This window comes from Streptomyces sp. NPDC021225, from assembly GCF_044332865.1.
Classification (GTDB): domain Bacteria; phylum Actinomycetota; class Actinomycetes; order Streptomycetales; family Streptomycetaceae; genus Streptomyces.
This window is the reverse complement of the sequence record NZ_JBIRPV010000016.1, coordinates 189,260-215,236: the sequence shown is the minus strand read 5'-3', so window position 1 is coordinate 215,236 and position 25,977 is coordinate 189,260. Positions and strand designations below refer to the sequence as shown.

At 74.5% G+C, this 25,977-nt stretch carries 20 protein-coding genes and 1 pseudogene; 7 read left to right on the top strand and 14 right to left on the bottom strand.

What is annotated here, in order from left to right:
• A pseudogene (locus ACH4S9_RS42100) lies at positions 1 to 110 on the top strand (6-phosphogluconate dehydrogenase); the annotation flags it as partial.
• Between the two features lie 200 nt (positions 111 to 310).
• Here ACH4S9_RS42100 and ACH4S9_RS42095 read toward each other — a convergent pair.
• Positions 311 to 1,639 (bottom strand): enolase C-terminal domain-like protein, encoded by a 1,329-nt coding sequence (locus ACH4S9_RS42095; RefSeq protein ID WP_311728104.1) that lies wholly within the window; start codon positions 1,637 to 1,639, stop codon positions 311 to 313.
• Between the two features lie 315 nt (positions 1,640 to 1,954).
• On the opposite strand from ACH4S9_RS42095, the gene ACH4S9_RS42090 reads away from it, so the two are divergent.
• The 5 genes from ACH4S9_RS42090 to ACH4S9_RS42070 all read left to right on the top strand — a co-directional run bounded on the left by ACH4S9_RS42090 (position 1,955) and on the right by ACH4S9_RS42070 (position 6,797).
• Positions 1,955 to 2,923 (top strand): TauD/TfdA family dioxygenase, encoded by a 969-nt coding sequence (locus tag ACH4S9_RS42090; protein WP_385349791.1) that lies wholly within the window; start codon positions 1,955 to 1,957, stop codon positions 2,921 to 2,923.
• Between the two features lie 86 nt (positions 2,924 to 3,009).
• The gene (locus tag ACH4S9_RS42085) at positions 3,010 to 4,557 is read left to right on the top strand and encodes an AlkA N-terminal domain-containing protein (protein ID WP_385349794.1); all 1,548 of its coding nucleotides are present in this window, start codon (positions 3,010 to 3,012) and stop codon (positions 4,555 to 4,557) included.
• Complete coding sequence (locus tag ACH4S9_RS42080) at positions 4,554 to 5,048, top strand: methylated-DNA--[protein]-cysteine S-methyltransferase (protein WP_385349797.1); 495 nt, start codon at positions 4,554 to 4,556, stop codon at positions 5,046 to 5,048. The genes ACH4S9_RS42085 and ACH4S9_RS42080 overlap by 4 nt, the downstream gene beginning before the upstream one ends.
• Positions 5,045 to 5,719, top strand: coding sequence for an alpha-ketoglutarate-dependent dioxygenase AlkB family protein (locus ACH4S9_RS42075; protein WP_398376945.1), 675 nt, complete (start codon positions 5,045 to 5,047; stop codon positions 5,717 to 5,719). The genes ACH4S9_RS42080 and ACH4S9_RS42075 overlap by 4 nt, the downstream gene beginning before the upstream one ends.
• 103 nt (positions 5,720 to 5,822) lie before the next feature.
• Positions 5,823 to 6,797 (top strand): threonine/serine dehydratase, encoded by a 975-nt coding sequence (locus ACH4S9_RS42070; RefSeq protein ID WP_358845632.1) that lies wholly within the window; start codon positions 5,823 to 5,825, stop codon positions 6,795 to 6,797.
• 83 nt (positions 6,798 to 6,880) lie between these two features.
• On the opposite strand, the gene ACH4S9_RS42065 is transcribed toward ACH4S9_RS42070, so the two are convergent.
• The 7 genes from ACH4S9_RS42065 to ACH4S9_RS42035 all read right to left on the bottom strand — a co-directional run bounded on the left by ACH4S9_RS42065 (position 6,881) and on the right by ACH4S9_RS42035 (position 14,751).
• A complete protein-coding gene (locus tag ACH4S9_RS42065; RefSeq protein WP_385349805.1) occupies positions 6,881 to 7,231 on the bottom strand; it encodes an MmcQ/YjbR family DNA-binding protein in 351 nt (116 codons plus the stop codon).
• Positions 7,232 to 7,308: 77 nt separating this feature from the next.
• Complete coding sequence (locus ACH4S9_RS42060; RefSeq protein WP_385349808.1) at positions 7,309 to 9,117, bottom strand: gamma-glutamyltransferase family protein; 1,809 nt, start codon at positions 9,115 to 9,117, stop codon at positions 7,309 to 7,311.
• Positions 9,118 to 9,208: 91 nt separating this feature from the next.
• The gene (locus ACH4S9_RS42055) at positions 9,209 to 10,228 is read right to left on the bottom strand and encodes an ABC transporter ATP-binding protein (RefSeq protein WP_385349811.1); all 1,020 of its coding nucleotides are present in this window, start codon (positions 10,226 to 10,228) and stop codon (positions 9,209 to 9,211) included.
• Positions 10,225 to 11,244, bottom strand: a complete 1,020-nt coding sequence (locus ACH4S9_RS42050) for an ABC transporter ATP-binding protein (protein ID WP_385349814.1) — start codon at positions 11,242 to 11,244, stop codon at positions 10,225 to 10,227. Before ACH4S9_RS42050 ends, ACH4S9_RS42055 begins: the two co-directional genes overlap by 4 nt.
• On the bottom strand, positions 11,241 to 12,152 hold the full coding sequence (locus tag ACH4S9_RS42045) for an ABC transporter permease (protein ID WP_385349817.1): 912 nt from the start codon (positions 12,150 to 12,152) through the stop codon (positions 11,241 to 11,243). Before ACH4S9_RS42045 ends, ACH4S9_RS42050 begins: the two co-directional genes overlap by 4 nt.
• On the bottom strand, positions 12,149 to 13,102 hold the full coding sequence (locus tag ACH4S9_RS42040; RefSeq protein ID WP_385349866.1) for an ABC transporter permease: 954 nt from the start codon (positions 13,100 to 13,102) through the stop codon (positions 12,149 to 12,151). Before ACH4S9_RS42040 ends, ACH4S9_RS42045 begins: the two co-directional genes overlap by 4 nt.
• 11 nt (positions 13,103 to 13,113) lie before the next feature.
• On the bottom strand, positions 13,114 to 14,751 hold the full coding sequence (locus ACH4S9_RS42035) for an ABC transporter substrate-binding protein (RefSeq protein ID WP_398376943.1): 1,638 nt from the start codon (positions 14,749 to 14,751) through the stop codon (positions 13,114 to 13,116).
• A 243-nt stretch (positions 14,752 to 14,994) separates the two neighbouring features.
• Here ACH4S9_RS42035 and ACH4S9_RS42030 point away from each other — a divergent pair, with 243 nt between their 5' ends.
• Positions 14,995 to 15,702, top strand: coding sequence for a FadR/GntR family transcriptional regulator (locus ACH4S9_RS42030; RefSeq protein WP_311728116.1), 708 nt, complete (start codon positions 14,995 to 14,997; stop codon positions 15,700 to 15,702).
• A 40-nt stretch (positions 15,703 to 15,742) separates the two neighbouring features.
• On the opposite strand, the gene ACH4S9_RS42025 is transcribed toward ACH4S9_RS42030, so the two are convergent.
• The 6 genes from ACH4S9_RS42025 to ACH4S9_RS42000 form a co-directional block, all read right to left on the bottom strand.
• Positions 15,743 to 16,231 (bottom strand): GNAT family N-acetyltransferase, encoded by a 489-nt coding sequence (locus ACH4S9_RS42025; RefSeq protein ID WP_385349824.1) that lies wholly within the window; start codon positions 16,229 to 16,231, stop codon positions 15,743 to 15,745.
• Positions 16,232 to 16,289: 58 nt separating this feature from the next.
• Complete coding sequence (locus ACH4S9_RS42020; RefSeq protein ID WP_398376942.1) at positions 16,290 to 17,234, bottom strand: TIGR03564 family F420-dependent LLM class oxidoreductase; 945 nt, start codon at positions 17,232 to 17,234, stop codon at positions 16,290 to 16,292.
• Between the two features lie 129 nt (positions 17,235 to 17,363).
• A complete protein-coding gene (locus tag ACH4S9_RS42015; protein WP_311728119.1) occupies positions 17,364 to 18,824 on the bottom strand; it encodes a DHA2 family efflux MFS transporter permease subunit in 1,461 nt (486 codons plus the stop codon).
• Between the two features lie 200 nt (positions 18,825 to 19,024).
• Positions 19,025 to 21,358 (bottom strand): serine/threonine-protein kinase, encoded by a 2,334-nt coding sequence (locus ACH4S9_RS42010; protein WP_398376941.1) that lies wholly within the window; start codon positions 21,356 to 21,358, stop codon positions 19,025 to 19,027.
• Between the two features lie 4 nt (positions 21,359 to 21,362).
• Positions 21,363 to 23,741, bottom strand: a complete 2,379-nt coding sequence (locus ACH4S9_RS42005) for a PQQ-binding-like beta-propeller repeat protein (RefSeq protein WP_398376940.1) — start codon at positions 23,739 to 23,741, stop codon at positions 21,363 to 21,365.
• Positions 23,742 to 23,847: 106 nt separating this feature from the next.
• Positions 23,848 to 25,968: a PQQ-binding-like beta-propeller repeat protein gene (locus ACH4S9_RS42000; protein WP_398376954.1), complete on the bottom strand. Its 2,121-nt coding sequence runs from the start codon at positions 25,966 to 25,968 to the stop codon at positions 23,848 to 23,850.
• Positions 25,969 to 25,977: the final 9 nt, after the last annotated feature.

Below are 25,977 nucleotides of genomic sequence, written 5' to 3'. Positions count from 1 at the left end.
CGCTCTTCGCCCGGTTCGCGTCCCGCCAGGACGACTCCCCGCAGATGAAGATGATCGCCGCACTGCGCAACCAGTTCGGCGGCCACGCGGTCGAGCCCCGCGAGGGCTGATCCCGCTCCGCCCGCCCGGGGCCTTCGGCACGCCGAGGGCCCCGGGCGGCGTGCGTGGCGCGGCTGGGCCCTGTCCGGCGGATCTTGACGCCTGCGGCGGCCACGCTGCGGAGCAGCAAATCGACGCAGCCCCCTCCCCGCCCCTGCCGCACATCGACACTGCGGGAAGGGGCGGGGGGGAAAGCTCCGCCGGACCGGGCCTAGCGCACCAGGCAGGGGCGCTTGTTGTCGAACGTCCAGTCCGGGACCAGGTATCGCATGGCGAGGGCGTCGTCACGCGCCCCGAGCGCCTTCTCCTGGTAGAGCTCGTGGGCGGCGAGGAGGCGGTCCATGTCGAGCCGGACGCCCAGGCCGGGGAGGTCGGGGATGGCGATCTCGCCGTCGACGATCCGGGGCGGGTCGACGGTGAGCCGCTCCAGACCCTCCTGCCAGATCCAGTGCGTGTCCAGGGCGTTGTACTCGCCCGGGGCGGCGGCGCCGCAGTGGGCGACCATGGCCAGGGAGATGTCGAAGTGGTTGTTCGAGTGGCATCCCCAGGTCAGCCCCATCTCATGGCACAGCTGGGCGACCCGGACCGAGCCCTGCATGGTCCAGAAGTGGGGGTCGGCCAGCGGGATGGTCACCGACTGGAGGGCCAGCGCGTGGGTCATCTGCCGCCAGTCGGTGGCGATCATGTTGGTCGCCGTGGGGAGGCCGGTGGCGCGCCGGAACTCCGCCAGGATCTCGCGGCCCGAGTAGCCCCCTTCGGCTCCGCACGGGTCCTCGGCGTAGGCGAGGGTGCCCAGCAGGGGCCGGCACAGCTCGATGGCCTCGCGCAGTGACCAGGCGCCGTTGGGGTCGAGGGTGATCCGGGCCTCGGGGAAGCGCTCCTTGAGCGCCCGGATGGCCTTGACCTCCTCATGGCCCTCCAGGACCCCGCCCTTGAGCTTGAAGTCGCGGAAGCCGTACAGGTCGTAGGTGGCCTCGGCCTGACGGACGATCGCCTCGGGCGTCAGCGCCTCCTCGTGCCGGATGCGGTACCAGTCCACGCCGGAGCCGGGTTCGCGCACATAGTCCAGGTCGGTGCGGTCGGGGTCGCCGACGTAGAAGAGATAACCGAGGACGCGGACGGAGTCGCGCTGCTGGCCGTCGCCCAGGAGTGCCGCGACGGGGACGTCGAGGTGCTGTCCCAGCAGGTCGAGCATCGCCGACTCGACGGCCGTGACGGCGTGGACGGTGGTGCGCAGATCGAAGGTCTGCAGTCCCCGCCCTCCGGAGTCCCGGTCGGCGAACCGGTCCCCGATCTCGCGCAGCACGCGCTTGTAGTCGCCCACGCGCGCGCCGACGACGAGGGAGGCGGCGTCCCGCAGTGTCTGGGTGATCTTCTCGCCGCCCGGCACCTCGCCCAGGCCCGTGCGTCCCTCGGAGTCCTCGAGGACGACCACGTTGCGGGTGAAGTAGGGGCCGTGCGCCCCGGAGAGGTTGAGCTCCATGCAGTCCCGGCCGGCGACCGGGTAGACGGAGAAGGCGGTGACGGTTGGCTGACTCATGGACGTCATGGACGGGTTCCCTGCCTCCGAGATAGCTCCACGCATGCACACTGCATCTACATATGAAGATGGAGGCTAGGCTGGTGAACGCGATGGGTCAATGGGGCCACGGTCACGGATCGCGATCAGCGGCGCTTTCTTACGGGGCGTGGCCCCGGCGAGTCGAGACGATCAGGGGGCGCCGTACGTAGCCCCTCCCAACACGCCGGTACGCGCCCGTCGCACTCCGGGGCCACCGGGGCGGCATCCTCAGAATCCGCTCAAATCTTCCACAGAAGACGAACATGCGAGCGAGGTGTTCATAGGGTCACGATCATGACCACGAGCCGCAGCCGTACGCACACCTTGCACATCCCCGACTCGTCCCAGGCCGCCGCGAAGGCCGCCCTGGGCGCGGTCGGCGAACTCGGCGACGCCGTGCCCGACACCGGCGTCGGCCTGTATCTGGAGTACGGCGCCAAGCATCTGCGCAACCACCTGCCCGCCCAGGTCCTCGACGCGCTCGCCGAGTGGCGGCACTCCCCCACCGCGTGGCTCACCGTGGTCAATCTGCCCGGCCCCCAGGAAGCCGTGCCCACCCCCAGGGACGGGTTCTGCGACGAGTCGCTCCTGAGGACGCCCAACCTCGTGCACTTCGGCATGCTCCAGCTGCTCGGGCTCACGCCGATCGCCTACCCGTGGGAGAACGACGGCCGGCTGATCAGGAATGTGGCACCCCGCGCCGCGTCCGCGAGCTCCCTCACCTCCTGGGGGTACGCCCAGCCGCTCGACTGGCACACCGACGACTCGGTGCTCGACCACCGGCCGGACGCGGCCCCCGCCGAGGCCATCCCCCACTACCTGTCCTTCTACGGCATGCGCAACGACGAGCGGGTGCCCACCGACCTGCTGCTCGTCGACACCGTCCTCAAGGCGCTGCCGGACCGGATCGCCGAGGCGCTGCGGCGCCCCGACTTCACGGTGACCGCGCCCGAGTCGTACACCGCCGACGGCGACGGCAGGCCGCTGAGCCGGACCGGCGTGCCCATGCTCTGGACGCTCCCGGACGGCAACGCCGCGCTGCGCTACGGGCCCGGCAGGCTCACCGGCCGCACCCCCGAGGCGTGTGACGCACTGGCGGAGTTCGAGCGCCACGCGGCCGCCCTGCCGGGGACTCCGGTGCTGGTCGAGGAGGGCGGGTTCCATATCTTCGACAACCGTCGCGTGATGCACCGCCGGGTGCCGTTCCAGCCGCTCGCCGAGGGCCGGGCCCGCTGGCTGCGGCGCTGCTACGCCCACGGCTGAGCGGTCACCCCCGTCGTCCCGCGCGGAAACGCCGTGTCCGATTTCCGCCAGCACTCCACCCCGCCCTGCCGCAGAGTGGAGGGGTGATGACCGACGACGGCAAGTACGAGGCGGTGTGCAGCCGCGACGCCCGCTTTGACGGCGAGTTCTTCTTCGCCGTCGCCACGACCGGGATCTACTGTCGGCCGAGCTGCCCCGCGATCACGCCCAAGCGCAAGAACGTCCGCTTCTTCCCGACCGCCGCCGCGGCCCAGGGCGCCGGTTTCCGGGCCTGCCGCCGCTGCCGCCCGGACGCGGTGCCCGGCTCCGCGGAGTGGAACGCCCGGGCCGATGTGGTCGGCCGGGCGATGCGGCTGATCGGTGACGGCGTCGTCGACCGCGAGGGGGTGGCCGGGCTCGCCGGGCGGCTGGGCTACAGCGCCCGGCAGGTGCAGCGCCAGCTGAACGCCGAGCTGGGGGCGGGCCCCCTCGCCCTCGCCCGGGCCCAGCGCGGACACACCGCGCGCATCCTGCTCCAGACGACCGGCATGCAGGCCGCCGAGATCGCGTTCGCGGCCGGGTTCGCCAGCGTGCGGCAGTTCAACGACACCATCCGCGAGATCTACGCCGCCACCCCCAGCGAGCTGCGCGCCGCCCGCCCCGGGCCCGCCGCGCGCTTCGGCCCGGTCGGCGCCGGGGACGGAGCGGCCGGGATCCCGGTGCGGCTCGCCTTCCGCGGTCCGTACGCCTCCGCCGAGGTCTTCGACCACCTGGGCGACCAGACCCTCGCGGGCGTCGAGGAGATCGTCGGCGCGCGCGGCTCCCGCACCTACCGGCGCGCCCTGCGCCTGCCGGGCGGGGCCGGCATCGCGGAGGTCGGCGAGGCGCCCGGCACCGGCGGCTGGCTGGAGTGCCGGCTGCACCTGGCCGATCTGCGCGATCTGACCACCGCCACCCAGCGGATGCGCCGCCTGTTCGACCTGGACGCCGACCCGTACGCGGTCGGCGAGCGGCTGGGCGCGGACCCCGCGCTCGCGCCGCTGGTGGCCCGGCGGCCGGGGCTGCGCGCGCCCGGCGCGGTCGATCCGCACGAGCTGGCGGTCCGCACGGTGCTGGGCCGGCATGTCTCACCGGCGAAGGGGCGCGGGCTCGGCGAGGCGCTGCTGGCGGCGTACGGCGAGCCGCTGGAGACGCCGAGCGGCGGGCTGACCCATCTCTTCCCCCGCGCGGACCGGCTGGCCGAAGCGGGCCTCAGCGAGCTCCACATGCCCGACGCGCGCCGTGACACCCTGCGCGCGCTCGGTACGGCGCTCGCCGACGGCACCGTCCGGCTCGACGCCGGCGCCGACCGCGACGAGGCGGAGAAGGCGCTGCTGGACCTGGACGGCATCGGCCCTCGGACGGCCGGCTACATCCGGATGCGGGCGCTGGGCGACCCGGATGTGCTGCTGCCCTCGGATGAGGCGGTACGGGCGGGGATGCGGCACACCGGCGCCGAGGCAGTCGACGCAGAAGCCTGGCGGCCCTGGCGCAGCTATGCCATGCACCACTTCTGGCTCGCCGCCGCGGACCGCGACACTTCTGACGAGCACACGCGCGAACGGCGTGAGCAACACGAGGATTATCAGGCTCACCACGAAAGGAAAGACCGATGACGGTCTACACGACGGTCGACAGCCCGCTGGGCGAACTGCTGCTGGTGGGTGAGGAGTCGAAGACCGCCGAGGGCGGCACCGCCCTCGCCTCCCTGTCGCTGCCCGGGCAGAAGGGCGGGGCGGTCGTGCAGGACGGCTGGCGGCGGTCGCCGGAGGCGTTCACCGAGATCGTCTCCCAGCTGCGCGCGTACTTCGCCGGCGAGCTGACGCGGTTCGACCTCGAGTATGTGACCCGCGGCAGCGCGTTCCAGCAGCGGGTGTGGCAGGCCCTGGACACCATCCCGTACGGCACCACGACCACCTACGGCGGGCTCGCCGAGCGGATCGGGGCCCCGCGCGGGGCGGTGCGCGCCCTGGGCACGGCGCTCGGCGGGAACCCGCTGCTGGTGGTGCGCCCCTGCCACCGGGTGATCGGCGCGAACGGCACGCTGACCGGCTACGCGGGCGGCCTGGAGCGCAAGCGGCAGCTGCTGGCCCACGAGGGCGTATGAGCGCGCTGATCCCACGGCCGCGCCTGGAGGTCGCGCCGGGCGCGGTGCATGTGCCCGGCTGGCTCACGCCACAGCAGCAGCGCGACCTCGTGGCGGCCTGCCGGGCCTGGGCCGTCGGGCCCGTCCCGATCCGGTACACCAGGCTGCCGAACGGGGGCGTCATGTCCATCCGGACCGTGTGCGTCGGCTGGCACTGGCTGCCGTACCGGTACAGCCGTACGGCCGACGATGTGAACGGCGCCCGGGTCGCGGAGTTCCCCCGCTGGATGGTGGAGCTGGGCCGCCGCGCGCTGGCCGAGGCATACGGGAACGAGTCGGCCGAGTGGGCCGCGGCCGACTACACACCCGACACGGCGCTGATCAACTTCTACGACGGCGCGGCCAAACTCGGTATGCACCAGGACAAGGACGAGAAGTCCGCCGCGCCGGTCGTCTCGCTGAGCATCGGGGACACCTGTGTCTTCCGGGTCGGCAACACCGCGACCCGCACCCGGCCGTACACCGATATCGAGCTGGCCTCCGGGGATCTGTTCGTCTTCGGCGGCCCTTCGCGGTACCTGTACCACGGCGTGCCCCGGGTCCATGGAGGCACCGGCGACCCCGCCACCGGGCTGCGCTCGGGGCGGTTGAACATCACGATGCGGGTGACCGGGCTCCATGACGCCTCCTGACCCTCCCGGGCGGGGTGGTTAGGGTGTCGATCACGGGCGATACGGCGACTCCCCGTCGCCGGCCGCCGCGTCCCCTGGCACTCTCACAGGAAGGTGGGCCGTGATGGACATCGCCAACATCACAGACATCCAGGCGATTGAGGCGGCCGCCGAGCGGATCGCCGGACGTGTCGTGCGCACCCCGACCGTGGCGAGCCCGGGACTGACCGATCTGCTGGGCGCGCCGGTCACCACCAAGCTGGAGTTGCTCCAGCGCACCGGCTCCTTCAAGGCGCGCGGGGCGACGGCGAAGCTCCTGTCGCTGAGCGAGGCCGAGCGCGCGGCGGGCGTGGTGGCGGTGAGCGGCGGCAACCACGGGATCGCGCTCGCGGTGATGTCCGGCGCCCTGGATGTGAAGGCGACCGTCGTGATGCCGCGGGCGGCGCCCGCGCGCGCCGCCCGGATCGCGGAGGCGGCGGGGGCCACGGTGCGGCTGACGGAGGACATGGAGGGCGCGTTCGCCCTGATGTCACGGCTGGAGGCCGAGGGGCTGACCCTGGTGCACCCCTATGACGACCCCGTGGTGGTGGCCGCGCAGGGCACCGTCGGCCTGGAACTGGCCGAGGACGCCGACGAGTTGACCGATGTGCTGGTCAGCATCGGCGGTGGCGGGCTGATCGCCGGGGTCGCCGCGGCGCTGCGCGCTCGGCGGCCCGGGGTGCGGATCTGGGGTGTGGAGACCGAAGGGGCCCAGGCCATGTCCGAGGCGCTGGCCGCGGGCGGCCCGGTGCCGGTCGCGCTGTCCTCGGTCGTCTCCACCCTCAGCGCGCCCTCCGTCTGCGAACTCACCTACGAGCATGTGTCCGCCCTGGTCACCGAGGTGCTGGTGGTGTCGGACGCGGAGGCGGTGCGGGGCACCCTCGACCTCGCCGAGCATGCGAAGGTCTGGGCCGAGCCCGCGGCCGGCTGCCTTCTGCCGGCCGCGCGGCGGGTGCTGGAGCGGGTGGGCGACGGGGCCCGGCTGGGGCTGGTGGTCTGCGGCGGCAATGCGAGCCCGTGGGACGTGATGTCCTGGGCGGACCGCTTCGGCCTGCGCTGAATCCGCCCGCCCGGCCCTGAGTTCGGCCGGAACGTCCGGTACGGCAGCGGGGTGGCCGGCGCCGCCATCCTGTTGCTGTGGGCTTACCGCCCCGTCTTCCCGGCCCGTGCCTCCAGGAGCCGGGGCGGCGCGGCCTGCTGCCAGGAGTCCACGAGGATGTCGCGCAGCTCGTCCCTGTCGTCCAGCGCGGCGAGCCGCACCCGCACCCAGGCGAAGCTCGCCTCGTGGTCGGCGATCCAGAACTTCTCCGGCTCGGCGAGGACCAGTTCGTTCCGCTCCTCCTTGGGACATCTGACGGCCATCGACGTCTCGTCCTCGGGGAGCGTGGCGAACATCTTTCCGGCGACCCGGAAGGTGGGCATGGACCAGGCGATCTTCTCCGTCGTCTCGGGGAGCGACAGCGCGATTTCACGGACATCGTCGGACGTGGTCATGGGACGACCGTAAGGCACGGCACCGACACCCGCCCGGCCAGGCCGCTCGCCACCGGAGAGCGGGCCCGGCCGCGGTGTCAGCGGCCCACCGCGTACCCCTGGGCGCCACGGGGGTTGGCGGCCGCCAGGAGGACGCCGGTGTCGGGGTCGCGGGCGACCGCGCACAGCCGGCCCTCGGTCCAGGCGCCGCCGACCGTGACGTCATGGCCGCGGCGGCGGAGTTCGGCGATGGCGGGCTCGCCGATCCTGGACTCGACCACGACCTTCCCCGCCGCCATCGACCGGGGGTGGAACGAGCCGGGGAAGCTCTCCTGATGCCAGTTGGGCGCGTCGATGGCGCCCTGGAGGTCGAGTCCCGAGCGCACCGGGGCGCGCAGGGCGACGGCGAGGAAGAAGTGGGTGCTCCACTGGTCCTGCTGGTCGCCGCCGGGGGTGCCGAAGGCCATGACGGGGGTGGAGCCGCGCAGCGCGAGGGAGGGGGTGAGGGTGGTGCGGGGGCGGCGGCCGGGGGTGAGGGAGCCCGGCAGGCCGCGGTCCAGCCAGGTCATCTGGAGCCGGGTGCCGAGCGGAAATCCGAGCGTGGGAATCACGGGGTTGGACTGGAGCCAGCCGCCGCTGGGGGTGGCGGCGACCATGTTGCCCCAGCGGTCGACCACGTCGAGGTGGCAGGTGTCGCCGCGGGTGGTGCCGTCGGGGCCGACGGTGGGCTCCCCGGCGCCGGGGGCGGTGGCGGGCCCGGGGGTGTGCGACGCCGACCGCGCGATCGCGGCCAGGGCCTGTTGGCTGAGGCGCGGCTCGCGGCCGCCGGGCCGCCCGGGCCGGAGCTCGTGGCTGGCGCGCTCGCCGATGAGCGCCCGCCGCTCGTCGTTGTACGGGGCGGAGAGCAGGTCGTCGAGGGGGACGTCGGCGGAGTCGCCGTACCAGGCCTCGCGGTCGGCCATGGCCAGCTTGCCGCCCTCGATGAGGGTGTGCAGATAGTCGGGGGTTCCGTAGTCGTCGGCGGTCAGTCCGGGCGGCAGCAGGGCGAGTTGCTGGAGGAACACCGGGCCCTGGCTCCAGGGTCCGGCCTTGCACACCGTCCAGCCGTTCCAGTCGTAGGAGACGGGGGCCTCGTAGGTGGCGACGAAGGCGGCGAGGTCGTCGCGGGTGAGGGTGCCGGTGTGGCGGTCCCCGGACGAGTCCATGGTGGGCCGGGCGGCGGCCTCGGCGAGTGCCTCGGCGATGAAGCCCTCGCGCCAGATCCCGCGGGCCGCGTCGATCCGGGTCTCCCGGCCGGGGCCCGCCGCCTCGGCCTCGGTGAGCAGCCGCCGCCAGGTCGCGGCGAGGGCGGGGTTCTTCAGCAGCCGCCCGGGGGCGGGGGCCCTGCCGCCGGGCAGGTAGAGCGCGGCCGAGGTGGTCCACTCGGTCTCGAAGAGCTCCCGTACGGTCTCGACGGTCTCGCCGACGCGCTCGACGGCGGGGTGGCCGTGCTCGGCGTAGCCGATGGCGTACTTCAGGACGTCGGCGAGTTGTTTGGTGCCGTGGTCGCGCAGCAGCAGCATCCAGGCGTCGAACGCGCCGGGCACGGCGGCGGCGAGCGGGCCGGTGCCGGGGACCAGGTCGAGGCCGAGCGAGGTGTAGTGGTCGATGGTGGCCCCGGCGGGGGCCGGGCCCTGCCCGCACAGCACGGTCGGGGCGGAGCCCGCCGGGGCGAGGATGATCGGCACCTCCCCGGCCGGGCCGTTCAGGTGCGGTTCGACGACATGGAGGACGAACCCGGCGGCCACGGCCGCGTCGAAGGCGTTGCCCCCGTCCTCCAGGACGGCCATGGCGGACTGGGAGGCCAGCCAGTGGGTGGAGGACACCATGCCGTGGGTGCCCTGGAGGGTGGGGCGGGTGGTGAACATGAAGCGGCTCTCCTGGTCTCGGTACGGCTCGATCGTTCCACGCGGGGCGGGCGAGGCGGGCTTGCGTTCCCGTGGCGTCGGCGGGCCCTGGTCAGCGGGGCGCGGCCGAGGCGTCCGGCGCGGTGCCGTCGTCGGCCACCAGATGGCAGGAGACCTGCCGTCCGCCGCCGGGCAGCTCGCGCAGGGCGGGGGGCTCGGTGCGGCAGCGGTCGGTGGCGAGCGGGCAGCGGGTGTGGAAGCGGCAGCCCGCGGGCGGGTCGAGCGGGCTGGGCAGCTCCCCGCTGAGCAGGATCCGGGCGCGGGTCCGCTGCCGGGGCGGGTCGGGCACGGGCGCGGCGGACAGCAGCGCCTGGGTGTAGGGGTGCTTGGGGTCGGCGAACAGCTCGGCGGCCGGGGCCTGTTCCACCAGCTGCCCCAGGTACATGACCGCGATCCGGTCGGCGAGGTACTCGACGGCGGCCAGGTCGTGGGTGATGAACAGACAGCCGAAGTGCCGGTCCCGCTGGAGGTCCGCCAGCAGATTGAGGACGGACGCCTGGACGGAGACGTCCAGCGCCGAGGTCGGCTCGTCGGCGACCAGCAGCCGGGGGTCGACGGACAGGGCGCGGGCGATGGAGACGCGCTGCCGCTGGCCGCCGGACAGCTCGTGCGGGCGCCGCCGGGCGTGTTCGGGGCGCAGCCCCACCTGTTCGAGCAGCGCGGCGACCCGCTCGCGCAGGGCGTCGCCGGTGGCGATGCGGTGCAGCCGCAGCGGTTCGGCGACGATGGCGCCCACGGTCATCCGGGGGTCGAGCGAGGAGGACGGGTCCTGGAAGACGAGGTGGAAGTCCTTGCGCAGCGGGCGCAGCGCGCGCCGGGACAGGCGGGTGATGTCGCGGCCGTTGATGCGTACGGTGCCGTCGGTGGGGCGGTCGAGCCGTACGGCGCAGCGCCCCACGGTGGACTTGCCGCTGCCCGACTCACCGACCAGGCCGAGGATCTCGCCCCGGCCGATGGTGAGGCTGACGCCGTCGACGGCCTTGACGGTGCCCGCGCCCCCGCCGAAGTGGCGTTTGAGGCCGGTGATGTCAAGGACGGGGTGGGCGGGCTCGGCCGGGGGTGCGGCGTTCACTGGGCGGCCTCCTCGGACCGGTGGGGCAGGGGCGTCCGTACGGGGTGCCAGCAGGCGGCGTGGTGCGCCTCGCGCAGCGGCCGCAGGTCCGGACGGGCGGTGGCGCACTGCTGGTCGGCGGCGGCGCAGCGGGGCTGGAAGGTGCACCGGTCGGGCTGCTCGGTCAGGCTGGGGACGAGGCCGGGGATCTCCTGGAGCCGTGGTCTGCCCTGGCGGGCCGCGGTGCGGTCGCGTACGGGCACGGCGCCCAGGAGACCGCGGGTGTAGGGGTGGCGCGGATCGGCGAACAGGTCGTCCACGAGGGCCTGTTCGACGGCGCGTCCCGCGTACATCACCAGCACCCGGTCGGCGATGTCGGCGACGACGCCGAGGTCGTGGGTGATCAGGACGATCGCGGTGCCGAGCCGCTCCCGCAGGGAGCGCAGCACCTCCAGGATGCCCGCCTGGACGGTGACGTCCAGGGCGGTGGTGGGTTCGTCGGCGATGAGGACGGCGGGGTCGCAGGCGATGGCGATGGCGATCATCACCCGCTGGCGCATGCCGCCGCTGAGCTGGTGGGGGTAGTCGCCGGCGCGTCGGCCGGGCGCGGGGATGCCGACGAGGTCGAGCAGTTCGACGGCGTGGTCGCGGGCCTCGCGCCGGCTCATCCCCCGGTGGCGGCCGAGGACCTCGCGGACCTGGCGGCCGATGGTGAGGACGGGGTTCAGCGAGGTCATCGGCTCCTGGAAGATCATCGCGATCTCCTTGCCGCGGACGTCCCTCAGTTCCTTGTCGGGGGCGCCGACGAGCTCCCGGCCGCCGAGCCGTACCGAGCCGGTGACCTCGGCGGTGGGCGGCAGCAGGCCCATGACGGCGGTGGAGGTCACGGACTTGCCGCAGCCTGACTCGCCGACGACGGCCAGGACTTCGCCGGCGGCCACGTCGTACGACAGGCCGTCGACCGCGTGCACCGAGCGGCCGGGGCTGCGGAAGACGACGGACAGGTCCCGGACGCTGAGCGCGGGGGGCGTGGTCATCGGCTGTCTCCACGGGGGTCGAGGATGTCGCGCAGCCCGTCGCCGAGCAGATTGAACGCGAGGGTCGCGGCCACGATCGCCACGCCCGGGAAGACGGCCATCCAGGGGGCGGCGGCGATATACGCCTGTGCGCTGGAGAGCATCACCCCGAGCGAGGGGGACGGGGGCTGGACGCCGAGGCCGAGAAAGCTGAGCAGCGCCTCGCCGATGATGGCGCCCGGGATGCCGACGGTGGCCTGGACGGTGAGCGCCGACAGGGAGTTGGGCAGGATGTGCCGGAAGAGCACGGTCCGGTCGCCGCCGCCGTTGGCCACGGCTGCGGCGACGTAGTCGAGGTGTTTGAGGCGCAGCGTCTCCGCCCGGGTGATGCGGATGACGGCGGGGATCTGGGACACGCCGATGGCGATGGTGGCGTTGAGCAGCGAGGGGCCGAGGATGGTGGCGAGGCCGACCGCCAGCACCAGGAAGGGGAAGGCGAGCAGGGTGTCGGTGAGCCGGGAGACCACGGAGTCGGCGAGGGGCCCGTAGTAGCCCGCGGCCAGGCCGAGCGGCACACCGACGGCGAAGGCCAGCGCCACCGCGAGCAGTCCGATCTGGAGCGAGGCCCGCACCCCGTGGAGGACCCGGGAGAGCTGGTCGCGGCCGAGGTCGTCGGTGCCGAGCCAGTGTGCCCAGCTCGGCGGGTGGAGGGCGGCGGTGAAGTCGGGCCGGGTGGGGTCGTAGGGCGCGATCAGCGGCGCGAACAGGGCGATCAGGACCAGGAGCGCGGCGGCGACGGCGCCGGTGAGGGCGAGCGGGTTGCGGAGCAGCAGCCGGACCGGGGAGGGCGGCGCGTCGGCCGCGGGGGCGGGTTCGCCGGTGGCGGGGGCGGTGGGGGCCGGGTTGGCCGGGTTGCCTACGACAGTCACCGGGCACCTCCGAGCCGGATGCGGGGGTCGATCAGCGAATAGGCCAGGTCGACCAGCAGGTTGACCAGGATGTAGGCGGCGGAGGTGAACAGCACCACGCCTTGGACCATCGCGTAGTCCCGCGAGAACACCGCGTCGATGGTGAGCTTGCCGAAGCCGGGCAGGACGAAGATCTGCTCGGTGACCACGGCGCCCGAGATGAGATGGCCGAGTTGCAGACCGAGGACGGTGACGACGGTGACCAGGCTGTTGCGCAGCGCGTGCGAGCCGATCACCTGGCGGCGGGAGAGGCCCTTGGCGCGAGCGGTGCGGATGTAGTCGGCGGACAGCGAGCCGAGCATGGCGGCGCGGGTCTGCCGCATGACGACCGCAGCGAGGCCGGAGCCGAGGACGATCGCCGGAAGCACCATGTGCCGCAGGTTCTCCACCGGGTCGACGCCGAAGGGGACGAAGCCGGAGGCGGAGAACACGGGGACGGCGATGGCGAAGGTGAGGATGAGCACGATGCCGAGCCAGAAGGCGGGGATCGAAAGGCCCAGCAGCGCCAGGGCGTTCACCAGCCACTCCTCGGGCCTGCCGCGCCTGACCGCGGCCACGACCCCGGCGCTGACGCCGACGAGGACGGCGAGCAGCAGGGCCAGCGCGGAGAGTTCGAGGGTGACGGGCAGGGCGTCGAGGACGGAGTCGAGCACGGGGAGGCCGGTGCGGGAGGAGGTCCCCAGGTCGCCGGTGACGGCGTGGCGCACATAGCGCAGGTACTGGATCACGATGTTGTCGTCGAGCCCGTAGGCGCGGCGGATCCCGGCGATCGCCTCGGGGGTGGCCTCCTCGCCGGCCAGGGCGGTGGCCGTGTCGCCGGGCAGGGCCCGGACACCGGCGAAGACCACGACGCTGACCAGGAAGAGGGTGATGAGCGACTCGCCGACCCGGCGCAGCAGATAGCGGGGCATCGGCCGGGACATCAGCGGTCTCCCTTCGTGTATCCGGCTTCCTTCACCCGGATCAGTCCGTCGCCGAGGACCCGCAGTCCCGCGATGTCCTTGGTGGCGGACACATAGTTGTTGGGCTGGATGAGGTAGAGCACGGTGTGCCGGCTCCTGACGCGCTCCACGAGCCGTTCGTAGATGTTCTTGCGGTCGGCCATGTCGGCGGTGGAGTGTCCGTCGGCGATGAGCTTGTCGACGGTGGGGTCGGACAGTCCGCCGTAGTTCTGGGCGCCGCCCGTGCCGGCGAACGCGTCGATGTTTCCGGCCGGGTCGAGCCGGCCGGACCAGTTGGTGGTGGCGGCCTGGAAGTCGCCGGAGCGGGCGTGTTGCAGTCCGGTGGCGAACTCGGTCGGCCGCAGGGTCACCTCGAAGCCGGCCTCCTTGGCCATGGCCTGGACGACCTGGCCGAGCCGGCTGTCCTCCGGTGTGGTGCTGACCTGGAGCCGCACCCGCACCGGGGTGGACACCCCGGCCTGTCTCAGCAGCCGCCTGGCCTTCGCGGGGTCGGCGGCGGGGCAGTCGGCCGCGGCGGAGTAGGGGGTGCCCTCGGGGAGCGGGCCGCAGGTGGGCCGGTACATGCCCTGGAAGACGATCTTGTTGATCAGCGCCCGGTCAAGGGAGAGGTCGAACGCCTCGCGCACCCGTACGTCCCGGGCGATCGGGCTGTCGATACGGCCCGGCGGCGCCCCGGCGCCCTTGGTGTTGCCGATGTTGAGGGTGAGCCCGTAGTAGCCGAGCGAGGGCGAGTGGAACAGCTGGAGCCCCGGCTCGGTGAGCGCCCTGCCGACCTGGACCGGGTCCATCTGGTCGCCGACCTGGATGTCGCCGGAGAGCAGGTTCGCCATGCGGACGTTGCCGTCGGTGATGGTGCGGTAGACGACCCGGTCGAGGTGGACCTTGTCGGCGTCGTAGTACCGCGGGTCCTTCCGCAGCACGATGCGGTCGCCGACGACCCGCTCCTCGTAGCGGAACGGGCCGACGCAGGTGGGGTGGCTCGCGAACCGGTCGCCGTAGGTCTTCAGCGCCTTGGGGGACATGACCATCCCCAAGCGGTCGGCGAGGAGCGAGAGGAGGGGGACGTACGGCTCGCTCAGCCGCAGCCGGAGCGTGTCGTCCCCGATGGCGCTGACAGCGGTCACGGGTTTCAGCTCGCCCGCGCGGGTGGAGCCGGTCAGCGTCTTGTGCCGTTCGAGGGAGGTCTTGACGGCCCGTGCGTCCAGGGGGGTGCCGTCGGCGAACCGGATGCCCTCGCGCAGGCGGATGGTGACGGTGCGTCCGTGGTCGGTGGTCTTCGGGAGCGCGGCGGCGAGCTGCGGCACGATCTTGTTGTCCTGGTCGACGTCGTACAGCTTCTCGCACATGGCGGAGAAGACGGTCCGGCCGACGGCGGTGCTGGCCAGGGTCGGGTCGAGTTTGTCGGGGTCGGACTTGAGCGCGACGGTGAGCGTGCCGCCGTCGCGGACGGGCCGGGGGTCGGCCATCCGGACCGGGCCGGTCTCGGTCGCGGGACTGGCCAGGGAGGCGCAGCCGGCGGTGGCGCCGAGCGCTGCGCAGAGGACGAGGGCGATGGCGGCCCGGGGCGAAGGCGGCAGGGGCAGGCGGCGTGGGCGCATGGCTGTCTTGCCTTACTGGTGGGGACCGAGGGGTGGGAGGGGCGCGGCGCGGCCCAGCATGGCGGAGAAACGCCGGTTGGTCCATTGGTAGGACCAAGTGGATGTCGGGTGACGCTAGTGCGGCGGCCCCGGGCGGCTGGTTTCCGCACCGTCACCACCTGGTTAAATCGCCTTGCTCCGGCTTCTTCGCGATATGAGAGCCTGAGCCACCGACCGGATCGTCAGAAGGCTGAGAACCAACGAATGGACTGGCGGCAACTGCGGCACTCCACCCTGTCGAGGCCGGACGCGCTGGCCGTCGGTCTGGAGCGGCTGATCCTCAGCGGCGAGCTGCCGCCCGGCTCGCGGGTGCCCCCCGAGCGGGAGCTCGCGGAGAGCCTCGGGGTCTCCCGCGGCTCGGTCCGCGAGGCGCTGCGCGCGCTCGCCTCCCGCGGGCTGGTCGCCCGCCGCCCCGGCGCGGGCACCGTCGTCCTCGACCCGGGGGCCACGCCGCGCGGCGACGTCCTGGCCGCGGGGCTCGACGCCACGGCCGAACTCCTCCAGGTCATGGAGGTGCGCGCGTGCATCGAACCGTCGGTGACCGCGCGGGCGGCGACGCGCGCGACGCCCGCCGACATCGTCCAGCTCCACGCGCTCCTCGACGCGATGCGGCGCGAGCCGTCGCGGCAGGAGTTCACCGACCTGGACCGCACCTTCCACCGGGCCATCGCCCAGTACACCCGCAACCCCCTGCTGCTGCGGCTGCTCGACCGGGTGTACGAGATCGGGGAGCCGGGGCGGCGCTCCTCGCCCCTGTCGGCCGCCCGGCGGCGCTCGACGATCGAGGAGCACCAGGCCATCCTGCGGGCGGTCGAGGCCCGCGACCCCGAGGCGGCCCGGGCCGCCTCCGAGGCGCACCTGGAGTCCGTACTGCGCCGGATCGAGGCCCAGCAGCGGCGGAGCGCCGGCTGAGCGGCGCGGGTCCGGGGAACCCCGGGCCCGCGCCCGTGCCTCACAGTGCGCGGTGCATGATGTGCAGCCCCACGTATCCCTCCGTCGGGTGGTGGAAGCCCTCCGGGAGCGTCCCCAGCACCTCGAAGCCGAGCGACTCGTACAGCCGCACCGCGTGCACGTTGGTCTCCACGACCGCGTTGAACTGGATCCGGCGGAAGCCCGCCGCCCGGGCCCAGTCCAGCGAGTACTGGCACAGCGCCCGGCCCACGCCCTGTCCGGAGTGGGCCGGGGCGACCATGTAGCTGGCGCTCGCGACGTGCGCGCCGTTGCCCATCTGGTTGTTGTTCATCTTCGCCGTGCCGAGGACCGTGCCCGCGTCGTCGACGGCGACGACCGTACGGTTCGGTGGCGTCAGGAGCCACCAGTCGCGGCCCTGCTCCTCGCCGAGGTCGAGCGGATAGGTGTAGGTATCGCCCGCGGCGACGATCTCATGGAAGAAGGGCCAGATGGCGGGCCAGTCCCGTGGCGTGGCTTCCCTGATCAGCATCCGGACATGATGCCGGTGGGGCCCGCGGGGCGACCAGCGATTTCCGCGCGGCGCGGGATCAGCCGCGCCGGGCCAGTTCGCCGAGGAGCCGCCAGGTGCGGCGCTCGTCCTCGGGGGAGCCGATCGCGGTCTGGGTGTAGACGAGTTCGGTGGCGCCCGCCTCGAAGTACGCGGCCACTTGGGCGGCGAGCAGTTCCTCGTCGCCGATCGCGACCAGGTCGGCGGGGTTGTCGATGCCCTCGCGGTCCAGCGCGGCGCGGTAGGCGGGGAGGTTCCGGTAGGGGGCCATGTTCTGCTCGGCGCGGGCGCGGGCGCCGGCCACATCGGCGGTGACGACACCGGAGACGATCACGGCGACGCGGGGCGCCGGGCGGCCGGCGGCTTCGGCGTACCGGGTGATGGTGGGGACGGTGTACTCGGCCAGGGTGCGCGGCCCGGAGAGGATGGGCAGCGCCCCGTCGGCGAGTTCACCCGCGGCGCGCAGGGTCTGCTCCCCCGCCGCCGCGACCAGCACCGGCACCCGTGGCCGAGCGCCCGGCACGCTGCCCGGCAGCGAGGTCCTGGCGACCAGGGTCTCCCCGTCGAGGTCCACCACGCCGGTCTCCAGCAAGGAGCCCAGCGCCTCCAGGTGTTCGCGCAGATGGCGGACCCGGGGGTGGGGCGCGAGCCCGTAGACCTGCTCGACGAACGACTTGATCGACAGTCCGACGCCCAGCGTGAAGCGCCCGTGGGAGGCCGCCTGCGCGGTCTGTGCCTGCATGGACAGGGCGATCGGGTGCCGGGGGTAGATCGGCACGACCGCGGTGCCGACATCGATGCCGGGAACCTCGCGGGCCGCCAGGGCGGCCACGGTGATGGCGTCGTGGTCGAACCGCTGGGTGAACCAGGCGGCGGACAACCCGGCGTCGGCCAGCTCCTTGACCTGGCCGATCAGGGTGTCGACGGAGTTGGCCTCGCGTGACAGCCGGGTGTGGTCGGTGGGCAGGGCGACACCGATGCGCATGACGTGCTCCGAATCGACGGTCGGCGGGTGGCGGACGGCGGCCCGCCGACGCGGCGGGAGCCGGGAAAGAATCTTAACCCAGTAACGAAAGTTACCGGGTCACGATTCATCGGACGGGCCGACATGGCGTCAGGTGTGTTCCGGGGCGCGCTCCTCGGCGGGGGCGTCCGCCGCCGGCGCCACCGCCGGGCGGCGGCGCGGGAGGCACAGCGCGGGGAGGACGGCGGCGAGCATGAGGGCCACCGCCCACAGGTAGGTGTCCGCGAAGGGCCCGGCGTGGGTGGGGGTGGTGGAGCCGCCACCGTTGATGGAGAGCGTGACGGAGAACAGGGCCACGCCGGTCGCGGCCGCCACCTGGGAGGTGATCTGAAGGGCCGTCGAGGCCGAGGGGGCGTCCTCCCCCGACAGCCCGCGGGTGGCGGCGGCCATCGTCGGCATCATCGTCATGCCGACGCCGGTGCCCAGCACCAGCAGCGAGGCGCCCACCCGCCAGAACGCGGTGGTGTCCGACAACTGTACGGTCAGCAGCGTCATGCCGAGCGCCGCCGTGGAGATCCCGCCGACCACCAGCCACCGCGGCGGGACCCGGTCCGCGAGACGTCCGGAGAACTGCATGGTCACACCGGCCGCCAGCCCCAGGGGGGCGCCGAGCAGGCCGGAGGCCGTGACGCTCTCGCCCCGCACCACCTGGAAGTACATGGGCAGCAGCAGCATGCTGCCGAAGTAGCCGACGACGAACAGGCCCAGCGTCGCCGCACCGGCCGCGAAGGACCGGTCGCGGTACAGGCGCAGATCGATCAGCGGGTGCGGGGAGACCCGGGCCCGGAGGACGAAGCCCACCACCAGCATGGCCCCCACCACCGCCGGGATCACCACGCCCGGGCCGCCGAAGTCACGGCGCTCGGCGCCGGTGGACAGGCCGTAGATCAGCGCGGCCAGGCCCGGGGACAGCATCAGCAGGGCGGGGAGATCCAGCCGTTGGCCGGGGCCTCCGGCGGCGCGCGGCAGGGCGCGGGAGACGACGAGCAGGGCGACCACGCCGACGGGCACATTGATGGTGAACATCCAGCGCCAGGAGAAGGAGTCCACCAGCCAGCCGCCCAGAACCGGCCCGCTGACGGGGCCGATGAGGATGGGGATGCCCATGATGCTCATGATGCGGCCCATGGTCTCCGGGGTGGCGGCCCGCATCATGATAGTCATCCCGGTGGGCACGATCATGCCGCCGCCCAGGCCCTGCACCATCCGGAAGGCCACCAGCGACTCGATCGACCACGCCGTCCCGGCCAGCAGGGAGCCGAGGGTGAACAGCGCGATGGCCGTCATGTAGACGCGCTTGGTGCCGAACCGCCGGATCGCCCAGGCCGTCACCGGGATCACCGCGGCCAGGGCCAGGGAGTACCCGGAGGCCACCCACTGGACCGTGGCGAGCGGCGCGTCGAACCGCTTGGCCAGCGGGTTGATGGCGACGTTCACCACGGTGGTGTCCAGCACCGACATGATGGAGCCGAGCGTGACCACGGCGGCGAGCACCCCGAGCCGGGGTGAGGAGGGCGGGGCGTCGCCGGGAGCGTGTTGTGTATGTGACATGACGGAGCCTTGTCTTCGTGACCGGTGCGTCGGGTGGATCACCCGCCCGCATCCCGAGACTCCGATATCAACCAAGGTTTAAGTCAACCGAGGACCGGCTCCGGCATGTTGTTCGGCCCCGCGCGGCACCCCCGGGCCGGTCCCGCCCGGGGTCCGGCGCCCGGCGCGTCAGGCCCCTGGCGCGTCAGGCCCGTGGCGCGTCAGGTCAGCGGCAGCGCCCGGATCGACTTGCCGCGCACGACGTACAGCCGCCCCTGGCCCGCCAGCGGCTCCGTGGTGCCGAGCACGGAACCGGACGAGTCGCGCAGGGTCCACCGCGTCCGTCCGGTACGGAGGTCCACCGCGACCGCGGCGGCGCGGGTGTCGGAGGACGGCGGAAAGACCAGCCCGTCGGCCACCCCGGTGGCGGCGGGCGGCAGGGCCAGGTCGGTGTCCGCCTTCCACTTCCACCGCACCTGGTGGGACGCAAGGTCGACGGCGAACACATGCGTGCCCAGGACGGTGAAATAGGCGACGCCGTCCGCCACGGCCGGGGCGCCGAACGTCGGCCCGTCGCCCGTGCCGGAGGGCAGCTGTCCGGGGTCGATCCGCCAGCGCCCGCGGCCGGTGCGCAGATCGATCGCGCTCAGCCCCAGGCCGCAGACCAGCACGGTGCCCCGCGCCACCGCCGCCGTCCACGGGGGCACCATGCCGCCGCCGTCACCCGGGATCAGCTCGCCGCCGGGCAGCGCCACGCGCCACCGCCGACGGCCGTCCGCCGTGTCGTACGCGGCCACCGAGCCGGCGTCGACGAGCACCAGCCGGCCGTCCGCCACCCGGCCCGGGAGCTCCCCCGCCTCGCCGCGCGCGATCTCCCGGCGCCAGCGCACCTTCCGGGCCACCGTGTCGTACGCGAGCAGATAGCGGCGGCGGGTGTTCGGCAGGCCGTCGCTGTGCGGGCCCGAGTGGCCGACCACATACGCGGTGCGGCCGTCCGCCGCGGCGACCGGGCGGTCCATGAAGCGGAAGGTCACCCCCAGCGGATCCGAGTACCAGGTTCTGCCGTCGGCGGCGTCGACCATCGCCAGCCGGTCGTCCCCGTCGGCGTAGGCGGCTTTCATGACGAGCAGTCCGCCGCAGGCCGTCGGGGTGTATCCGGCCACCGCGGGCGCGGTCCAGCGCAGGGTGCCACGGCGGGCGTCCACCCCGAGGATGCCCGCCCCCGGGTCGGCCTGCACGGCGACGACACCGCGGTGGAGCAGCGGCCGCCCCAGGTCCCCGATCGGGCCCCGGTACTCCCACAGCGGCTGTGGCGCGGTGCCCGCGCCCCCGCCGCCGGGGCCGGGCCGGGGGCCGCCGGGCGGGCCGTCGCCGCCGGAGCCGGCCGCCGCCCACCACACGCCGCCCGCCACCCCGGCGGCGGCCAGGGCCCCGACCCCGCCGAGCAGCAGCCGGCGGCGGGCCGGGCGCGGGCCGTCCGGGGAAGGCGGCGCCTCCGGGACGGCGGGGGGCGGCGTGGCCTGTGGCCGCTCGTCCCGCCGCACCGCCGTGTCCCAGACGGTCGCGGTGCGCAGCGCGATGTCCTGAAGCACGCCCGCCGGGAGCAGCCCGGCGAACCGCTGCCGCTCGCGCTCCCGTTCGCCCGCGTGTTCCCCGTCCCGCTCCCGTCGCCCCTCGGATCGGCCGTCGTGTCCGCCGTCGTCGCCCGTGCCCGCCAGGGCGCGCGCGATCCGTTCGGCGGCGGGCCGGTCGGCGGGGTCCTTGGCCAGGGCGCCGACGACCAGCGGCCACAGCTCCTCCGGCACCCCGGCGAGGTCCGGCTCCTGATACGCCACGCGGTACAGCACGTCGTTGGCCTCGCCCTCGCCGAACGGCGCCCGCCCGGTGGCGGCGTACACCAGCAGGCCGCCCAGCGCGAACACGTCGGCGGGCGGTCCGACGCTCTGCCCGCCGACGGGGCGCGCCTGTTCGGGCGAGAAGTAGGCGGGGGTGCCCACCTGGCGGCCGGTGCGGGTCAGCCGCTCGGCGCCCACGGCCCGGGCGAGCCCGAAGTCGATCAGCTTGGGCCCCTCGGCGGTGATCAGCACATTGGAGGGCTTCAGATCGCGGTGCACCAGGCCCTGGCGGTGCACCGCGGCAAGGCCCTGGGCGAGCGCCGCCCCCAGGGCGCGCAACGCGGCGTACGGCCAGGGGCCATGGGCCTCGACCGCCTGCGCCAGCGACGGACCGAGCAGATATTCGGAGGCCAGCCATGGCCGCGGCCCGGTGGTGTCGGCGTCCACGACGGCCGGGAAGAAGTCGGCTCCGCCCAGGGAGCGGGCGGCCTGGAGCTCCTGCCGGAACCGCTCCCGGAACTCCTTCTCGTCGGCCAGCGCCCGGTGCACCGCCTTGAGGGCCACGGTCCGGCCGCCGTCGGAGCGGGCCAGGAAGACGGTGCCCATCCCGCCCGAGCCGAGGCGGGCGAGCAGCCGGTAGCGGCCGAACGCCTCCGGGTCGTGGCCGAGCAACGGCCGTACGGGCGAGGCGGGCTGGTCGGCCGTCACGGTCACGGTCATCCCTTCACTCCACCGGAAGCATGAACACGGCGGCGCCGTGAGCGATGACGGCGGACGATCCCGCCGGGTAGACGTAGTAGCCGTCCAGGAGCTCGCCACCGCTCTCCTGGAAGCGCCACCGCACACCACCCGTCCGGGCGTCGAGCGCGAACACCCCCGCCGCCGCGGCGGCCAGCACCGTACGGCCGGAGTCGCTGACGGAGAGCGTGGGGGTCGCCTTCCACACGGTGTCGTCGGGCAGCGCGGACCGCCACAGCTCGGTGCCGCGGTCCGGGTCGACCGCGTACACCAGCTTGGTGCCGTCGGACACGTACAGCACATCGCCCTTTCCGCCCGGCCCCTGACGGACCACCGGGTGACCCAGCGGGGACTTCGTCGACGCGTAGCCGTTGATGTCCAGCGACCACCGCTGCCGTCCCGAGTCGATGTCGACCGCGCGCAGCGTCGCCCCGTGTGCGGCGTAGAGCAGGCCGCGGGTGGGGGATATCCCGACCTTGTCCCCGGTGCCGACCCCGGCGAAGCGCCTGCGCCACTCCTGGTGTCCGTCGGAGAGCCGCAGCGAGATCAGCTCCACCTCGCCACCCCGGTATCCCATACCGATCAGGGAACGGCGGGTGGGGAACGCCCCGATGTCATGGCCGTAGGCGGCGGGCAGCCGGGTCCGCCACCGCTCGCGGCGGGTCCGGGTGTCGTACGCGACCACATGGGCGGGCGGGTCGTCGCCGCCGGCACCGGTGGCGGTGAAGTAGGCGCGCCGGCCGTCGGCATCGACGGAGAGCATGGTCCGGAAGGTGAGTCCGGAGCCCGAGTACGTGGACTCCACCCAGCGCTGGTGACCATCGCGGGCGTTGAAGGCGGTGAGCCTGCCGCCGACGGCGACGAGGGCGAGTTCGCGGCTGATGGGCTCGGGGGTGGCGTCGGTGCCCAGGTCGTCGCGGCGCCAGCTCGGGCGGCCGGTGCGCAGGTCGAGGGCGACGGCTTCCTGGGCGTTGGTGATGATGGCGAGCCTGTTCCGCCACACCAGGGGCGGGACGGACGTGGCGTCCGTCAGGTCGAAGCGCCACCGGGCCAGCGGGGCGGTGCCGGCCGGCGGGCGCGGCTCGGGGCGGGCTGAGGGGCGCCGGGCCGGTCCGGGGGCGGTGAGGGCCGACAGTCCGCCGCGGCCCGCCACCCATCCGGCCACCGCCCCGCCCCCGGCCAGCAGTCCGGCGGCCCCCGCGGCGGCGGTGGTGAGCAGGGCGCGGCGGGACGCCGCCGTGGTACGGGCGGACGGCGGGTCCGCGACGGGATGCGCACGGCCCTGCCCCTCGCCCTGCGTGGGTGCCGTGAACATCTCGTCGCCCGGGAACACTTCGCCGTCGGCGGCCGGTTCGCCGCGGGCGCCGGGCGGGACCGCGGCGGGCTGGTCGGCGGCCACCGGCTCCTCCAGCACCAGCACCTGCGCGGCCTCGCGGGCCAGCCGGGCCACCACCGCGCTCGGCAGCCGCGGTGGCGGCGGTGGCGCGGCCGGGTCGGGGCCGCCGAGAGCGGCGCGCAGCGCGGCGGCGTCAGGGCGGCCCGCAGGGTCCTTGTCCAGGCAGCCCGTCAGGATCTCGGCGAGCGGGGCGGACAGCGGGCCGAGGTCCGGCGGTTCGGCGGCGATCCGGTACAGCACCTGCGGCGGGGCGTCGTCGCCGAACGGGGGGCGGCCGGAGGCGGCGTGGGCGAGGACCGCGGCCAGGGAGAACACGTCGGAGGCGGGGACGGGAGCCCGGCCGCGCGCCTGTTCCGGTGACAGGAAGGGGGCGGGCCCGGCGAACCGGCCGGTGTCGCTGTCGTACGCGTCCCCTCGGCCGCCGCCGGCTCCCTCTCCGTCCGCTCCCCCGCCCGCTCGCCCGCCGTGGGCTCCCTGTCGAGGGAGGCGCGCGTGGTGAAAACCCGTCAGGCGGGGGCCGTCCCCGGCCACCAGGACGGCGTCGGCCGAGATGCCACCATGCACCATCCCGGCCGAGTGGACCCGCTCCAGCGCCTCGGCGAGCGCCGCGCCCAGCGCCCGTACCCCGGGCTCCGCGAGCCCCTGGGGCGCGGCCCGGACGGCCTCGGCGAGCGGCACGGCGGGCACGTACGCATGGGCCACCCACGGGACAGCCGCGTCCAGTTCGGCGTCCTCAACGGGGCGCACCCAGCGCCCGGCGGCGGCCCGTGACGCCGCCACATCGCGGCGCAGCCGGGCGCGGAGCCGCTGGTCGTCGGCGAGCGCGGCGCGCACCAGCGTGACCTCGACGGCCGGCCCGCCGCCGACGCGCCGCCCCAACAGCCGCACGCCGCTGTCCGTCTCCCCCAGCCGGGCCAGCATCAGAAACGGCCCGAGTCGACGCGGATCCGCGTTGTGCAAGGTGTGCATATGTCGGCAGCCCTCCCGGCACGGTGCCGCGCCCCCGCTATGTGTACGTACCGCAGCCTAGGGGTGTCGAAGCATGGCGGGCGCGGGTGAGCGCCGGCGAGCGCGATCACAGGACGGGCATGGCGCGCAGGGTGCCGGCGTGGGCGAGGAAGACCCGGTTGGCCGCGCCGGTCAGGCGCCAGGGCTCGTCGCCTCCGCCGCCGAGCGACCACGCCGCCGCGGCCTGCCGCAGGTCGACGGTCACGACGCCGTCGTCCGGGCCGGAGAGATCCTGGCCGAGCGGATGGTAGAGGGACCGGCCCTGGACCACGGGGGCGGTCGTGGGGAGGGCGTGGGTGCCGGGGAGGACGGACCAGCTCTGTTCGCCGGTACGGGCGTCGACCGCGATCAGCTGGTCCTGCCAGACGACGTAGAGGGAGCCGTCGGCCGGGGCGGGCGAGCCCCAACTGCCGGTGCCGGGGGCGGGGGTGGTCCAGCGCCGTGCGCCGTCCGCGAGGGCGAGGGCCCGCAGCGAGGCGCCGCCCAGGTAGACGGTGCCGTTCGCGACGGCGGGCGTGAGAGCCACCCCCGCGCCGGTGTCCTGGTGCCAGGCGGCCGTGCCGTCGTCGGTGCGGTACGCGGTGACCGTCCCGTCGGACCCCGCGACGACGAGGCGTCGCCCCGCCGCCGCGGCCGCGGCTCCCTTCGCCGTGCCGGTCGCCGCCGGTGTCGTCCAGCGGGCCCGGGCGCCGGTCAGCGGCTGTGCGCGCAGCCGCCGTTCGCCGTCGAGTACGTACGCGGTGTCGGCGTCGGTGGCGAGGAGCCGCGCCGCGCCGTCCGCCCGGGACCAGCGTTCGCGCCCGTCGCGGGCGTCCAGGGCGGTCAGCCGGCCGCCCGCGGTGACCGCGAGGACGACGCCGGCGGCGGCGAGCAGGCCCGCGCCGGTCAGCGGAGCGCCCCGATCGGTCCAGGTCCACGCGGGTTCCCCGGTGTCCGCGGCCCAGGCGGCAAGGCCCTTGGGGGTTCCGGCGACCACGACCCGGTCGGCCGTGAGCGGGCCCACGCCGTCGGTGGCGAGGCCGTCGCGGGTCCAGAGCGGGGCGGGCGCGGTGCCGGGGGTGTACCGCGCCAGCGGGGTGGCGGCCGGGACGCCGGGGCGTCGGCCGTCGCCCCGCAGCAGCCACCACCCCGCCCCGCCGCCCGCGGCGCAGACGGCGACGGCGGCCGTGGCGGCGCCCGCGACCGTCACCCGGCGCCGGGACGGGGCCGTTTCGGGGGCGGCGGAGCGGACCGTACGGTCGACGTCCGCCGCGCGGCGGGCGAGTTCGGCGGCGAGCGGGCCGGTGCGCCAGGCGGGGCGGCGCGGGGCCAGGCGCCGTATCGTGCCCTGCGCCGTGCCCCGTACCGCGCCCCGTTCGGTGCGCAGCCGCCGCGCCACCTCGCGCGGTTCGGGGCGCTCGGCGGGCTCCTTGGCCAGACAGTCGGTCACCACCCCCAGCAGGGCCGCGGGTACGCCCTCCAGGTCCGGCTCCTCATGGACGGTGCGGAACTGGACGGCCGCCGGGTGGCCGTCGCCGAAGGGCAGGCGCCCTCCGGCGGCGAACGCGAGCACGGCGCCCAGCGCGAAAACATCGCCGGGTGGCCCGGTGCGCCGGCCGAGCACCTGCTCGGGGGCGGCGAAGCCGGGGGTGGCGGGGGCCGACCCGGCGCCGGTGAGGGTCATTCCGTGCTCGGGCCGGGCGATGCCGAAGTCGATGACGTACGGGCCGCCGCGGGTGAGCACCACGTTCGACGGCTTGAGGTCCCGGTGCACCAGCCCGGCCGTGTGGATCCGCGCCAGCGTTCCGGCCAGCGCCGCCCCCAGCGCCCGTATGTCCGCCTCCGCGAGCGGCCCGAAACGGTCCACGGCGCGGGTGAGGGTCAGGCCCGGGAGGAACTCCGAGGCGAGCCAGGGCCGTTCGCCCGACAGCCCGTGGCCGAGGACGGCCGCGAGGCCGGGCCCGCGCACCGACCGCGCCATTTCGGCCTCCCGCCGGAAGCGGGCCGGCAACCCGGGGTCCTCGCCGTCCGTGCCGTCTATGCCGTCTATGGTCCGCAGCGCCTTCACGGCGGCGGTCCGGCCCGCCGTGTCCACCCCCAGGTAGACCTTCCCCATGCCGCCCGCGCCGACCACCCCGAGCAGCCGGTAGGGCCCGAGCCGGGTCGGGTCGTCACCGGCGAGCGGGGCGACGGTCGGGTTCTCGGTCATGGCCACGAA

Bases quoted from the DNA above. Each gene is read 5' to 3' on its own strand.
- ACH4S9_RS42040 (WP_385349866.1), bottom strand. From the start codon at position 13,102: ATGCCCCGCTATCTGCTGCGCCGGGTCGGCGAGTCGCTCATCACCCTC.
- ACH4S9_RS42060 (WP_385349808.1), bottom strand. From the start codon at position 9,117: ATGTTCACCACCCGCCCCACCCTCCAGGGCACCCACGGCATGGTGTCC.
- ACH4S9_RS42050 (WP_385349814.1), bottom strand. From the start codon at position 11,244: ATGACCACGCCCCCCGCGCTCAGCGTCCGGGACCTGTCCGTCGTCTTC.
- ACH4S9_RS42010 (WP_398376941.1), bottom strand. From the start codon at position 21,358: ATGACCGTGACCGTGACGGCCGACCAGCCCGCCTCGCCCGTACGGCCG.
- ACH4S9_RS42070 (WP_358845632.1), top strand. From the start codon at position 5,823: ATGGACATCGCCAACATCACAGACATCCAGGCGATTGAGGCGGCCGCC.
- ACH4S9_RS42095 (WP_311728104.1), bottom strand. From the start codon at position 1,639: ATGAGTCAGCCAACCGTCACCGCCTTCTCCGTCTACCCGGTCGCCGGC.
- ACH4S9_RS42030 (WP_311728116.1), top strand. From the start codon at position 14,995: ATGGACTGGCGGCAACTGCGGCACTCCACCCTGTCGAGGCCGGACGCG.
- ACH4S9_RS42090 (WP_385349791.1), top strand. From the start codon at position 1,955: ATGACCACGAGCCGCAGCCGTACGCACACCTTGCACATCCCCGACTCG.
- ACH4S9_RS42020 (WP_398376942.1), bottom strand. From the start codon at position 17,234: ATGCGCATCGGTGTCGCCCTGCCCACCGACCACACCCGGCTGTCACGC.
- ACH4S9_RS42025 (WP_385349824.1), bottom strand. From the start codon at position 16,231: ATGCTGATCAGGGAAGCCACGCCACGGGACTGGCCCGCCATCTGGCCC.
- ACH4S9_RS42080 (WP_385349797.1), top strand. From the start codon at position 4,554: ATGACGGTCTACACGACGGTCGACAGCCCGCTGGGCGAACTGCTGCTG.
- ACH4S9_RS42065 (WP_385349805.1), bottom strand. From the start codon at position 7,231: ATGACCACGTCCGACGATGTCCGTGAAATCGCGCTGTCGCTCCCCGAG.
- ACH4S9_RS42085 (WP_385349794.1), top strand. From the start codon at position 3,010: ATGACCGACGACGGCAAGTACGAGGCGGTGTGCAGCCGCGACGCCCGC.
- ACH4S9_RS42005 (WP_398376940.1), bottom strand. From the start codon at position 23,741: ATGCACACCTTGCACAACGCGGATCCGCGTCGACTCGGGCCGTTTCTG.
- ACH4S9_RS42000 (WP_398376954.1), bottom strand. From the start codon at position 25,968: ATGACCGAGAACCCGACCGTCGCCCCGCTCGCCGGTGACGACCCGACC.
- ACH4S9_RS42035 (WP_398376943.1), bottom strand. From the start codon at position 14,751: ATGCGCCCACGCCGCCTGCCCCTGCCGCCTTCGCCCCGGGCCGCCATC.
- ACH4S9_RS42015 (WP_311728119.1), bottom strand. From the start codon at position 18,824: ATGTCACATACACAACACGCTCCCGGCGACGCCCCGCCCTCCTCACCC.
- ACH4S9_RS42075 (WP_398376945.1), top strand. From the start codon at position 5,045: ATGAGCGCGCTGATCCCACGGCCGCGCCTGGAGGTCGCGCCGGGCGCG.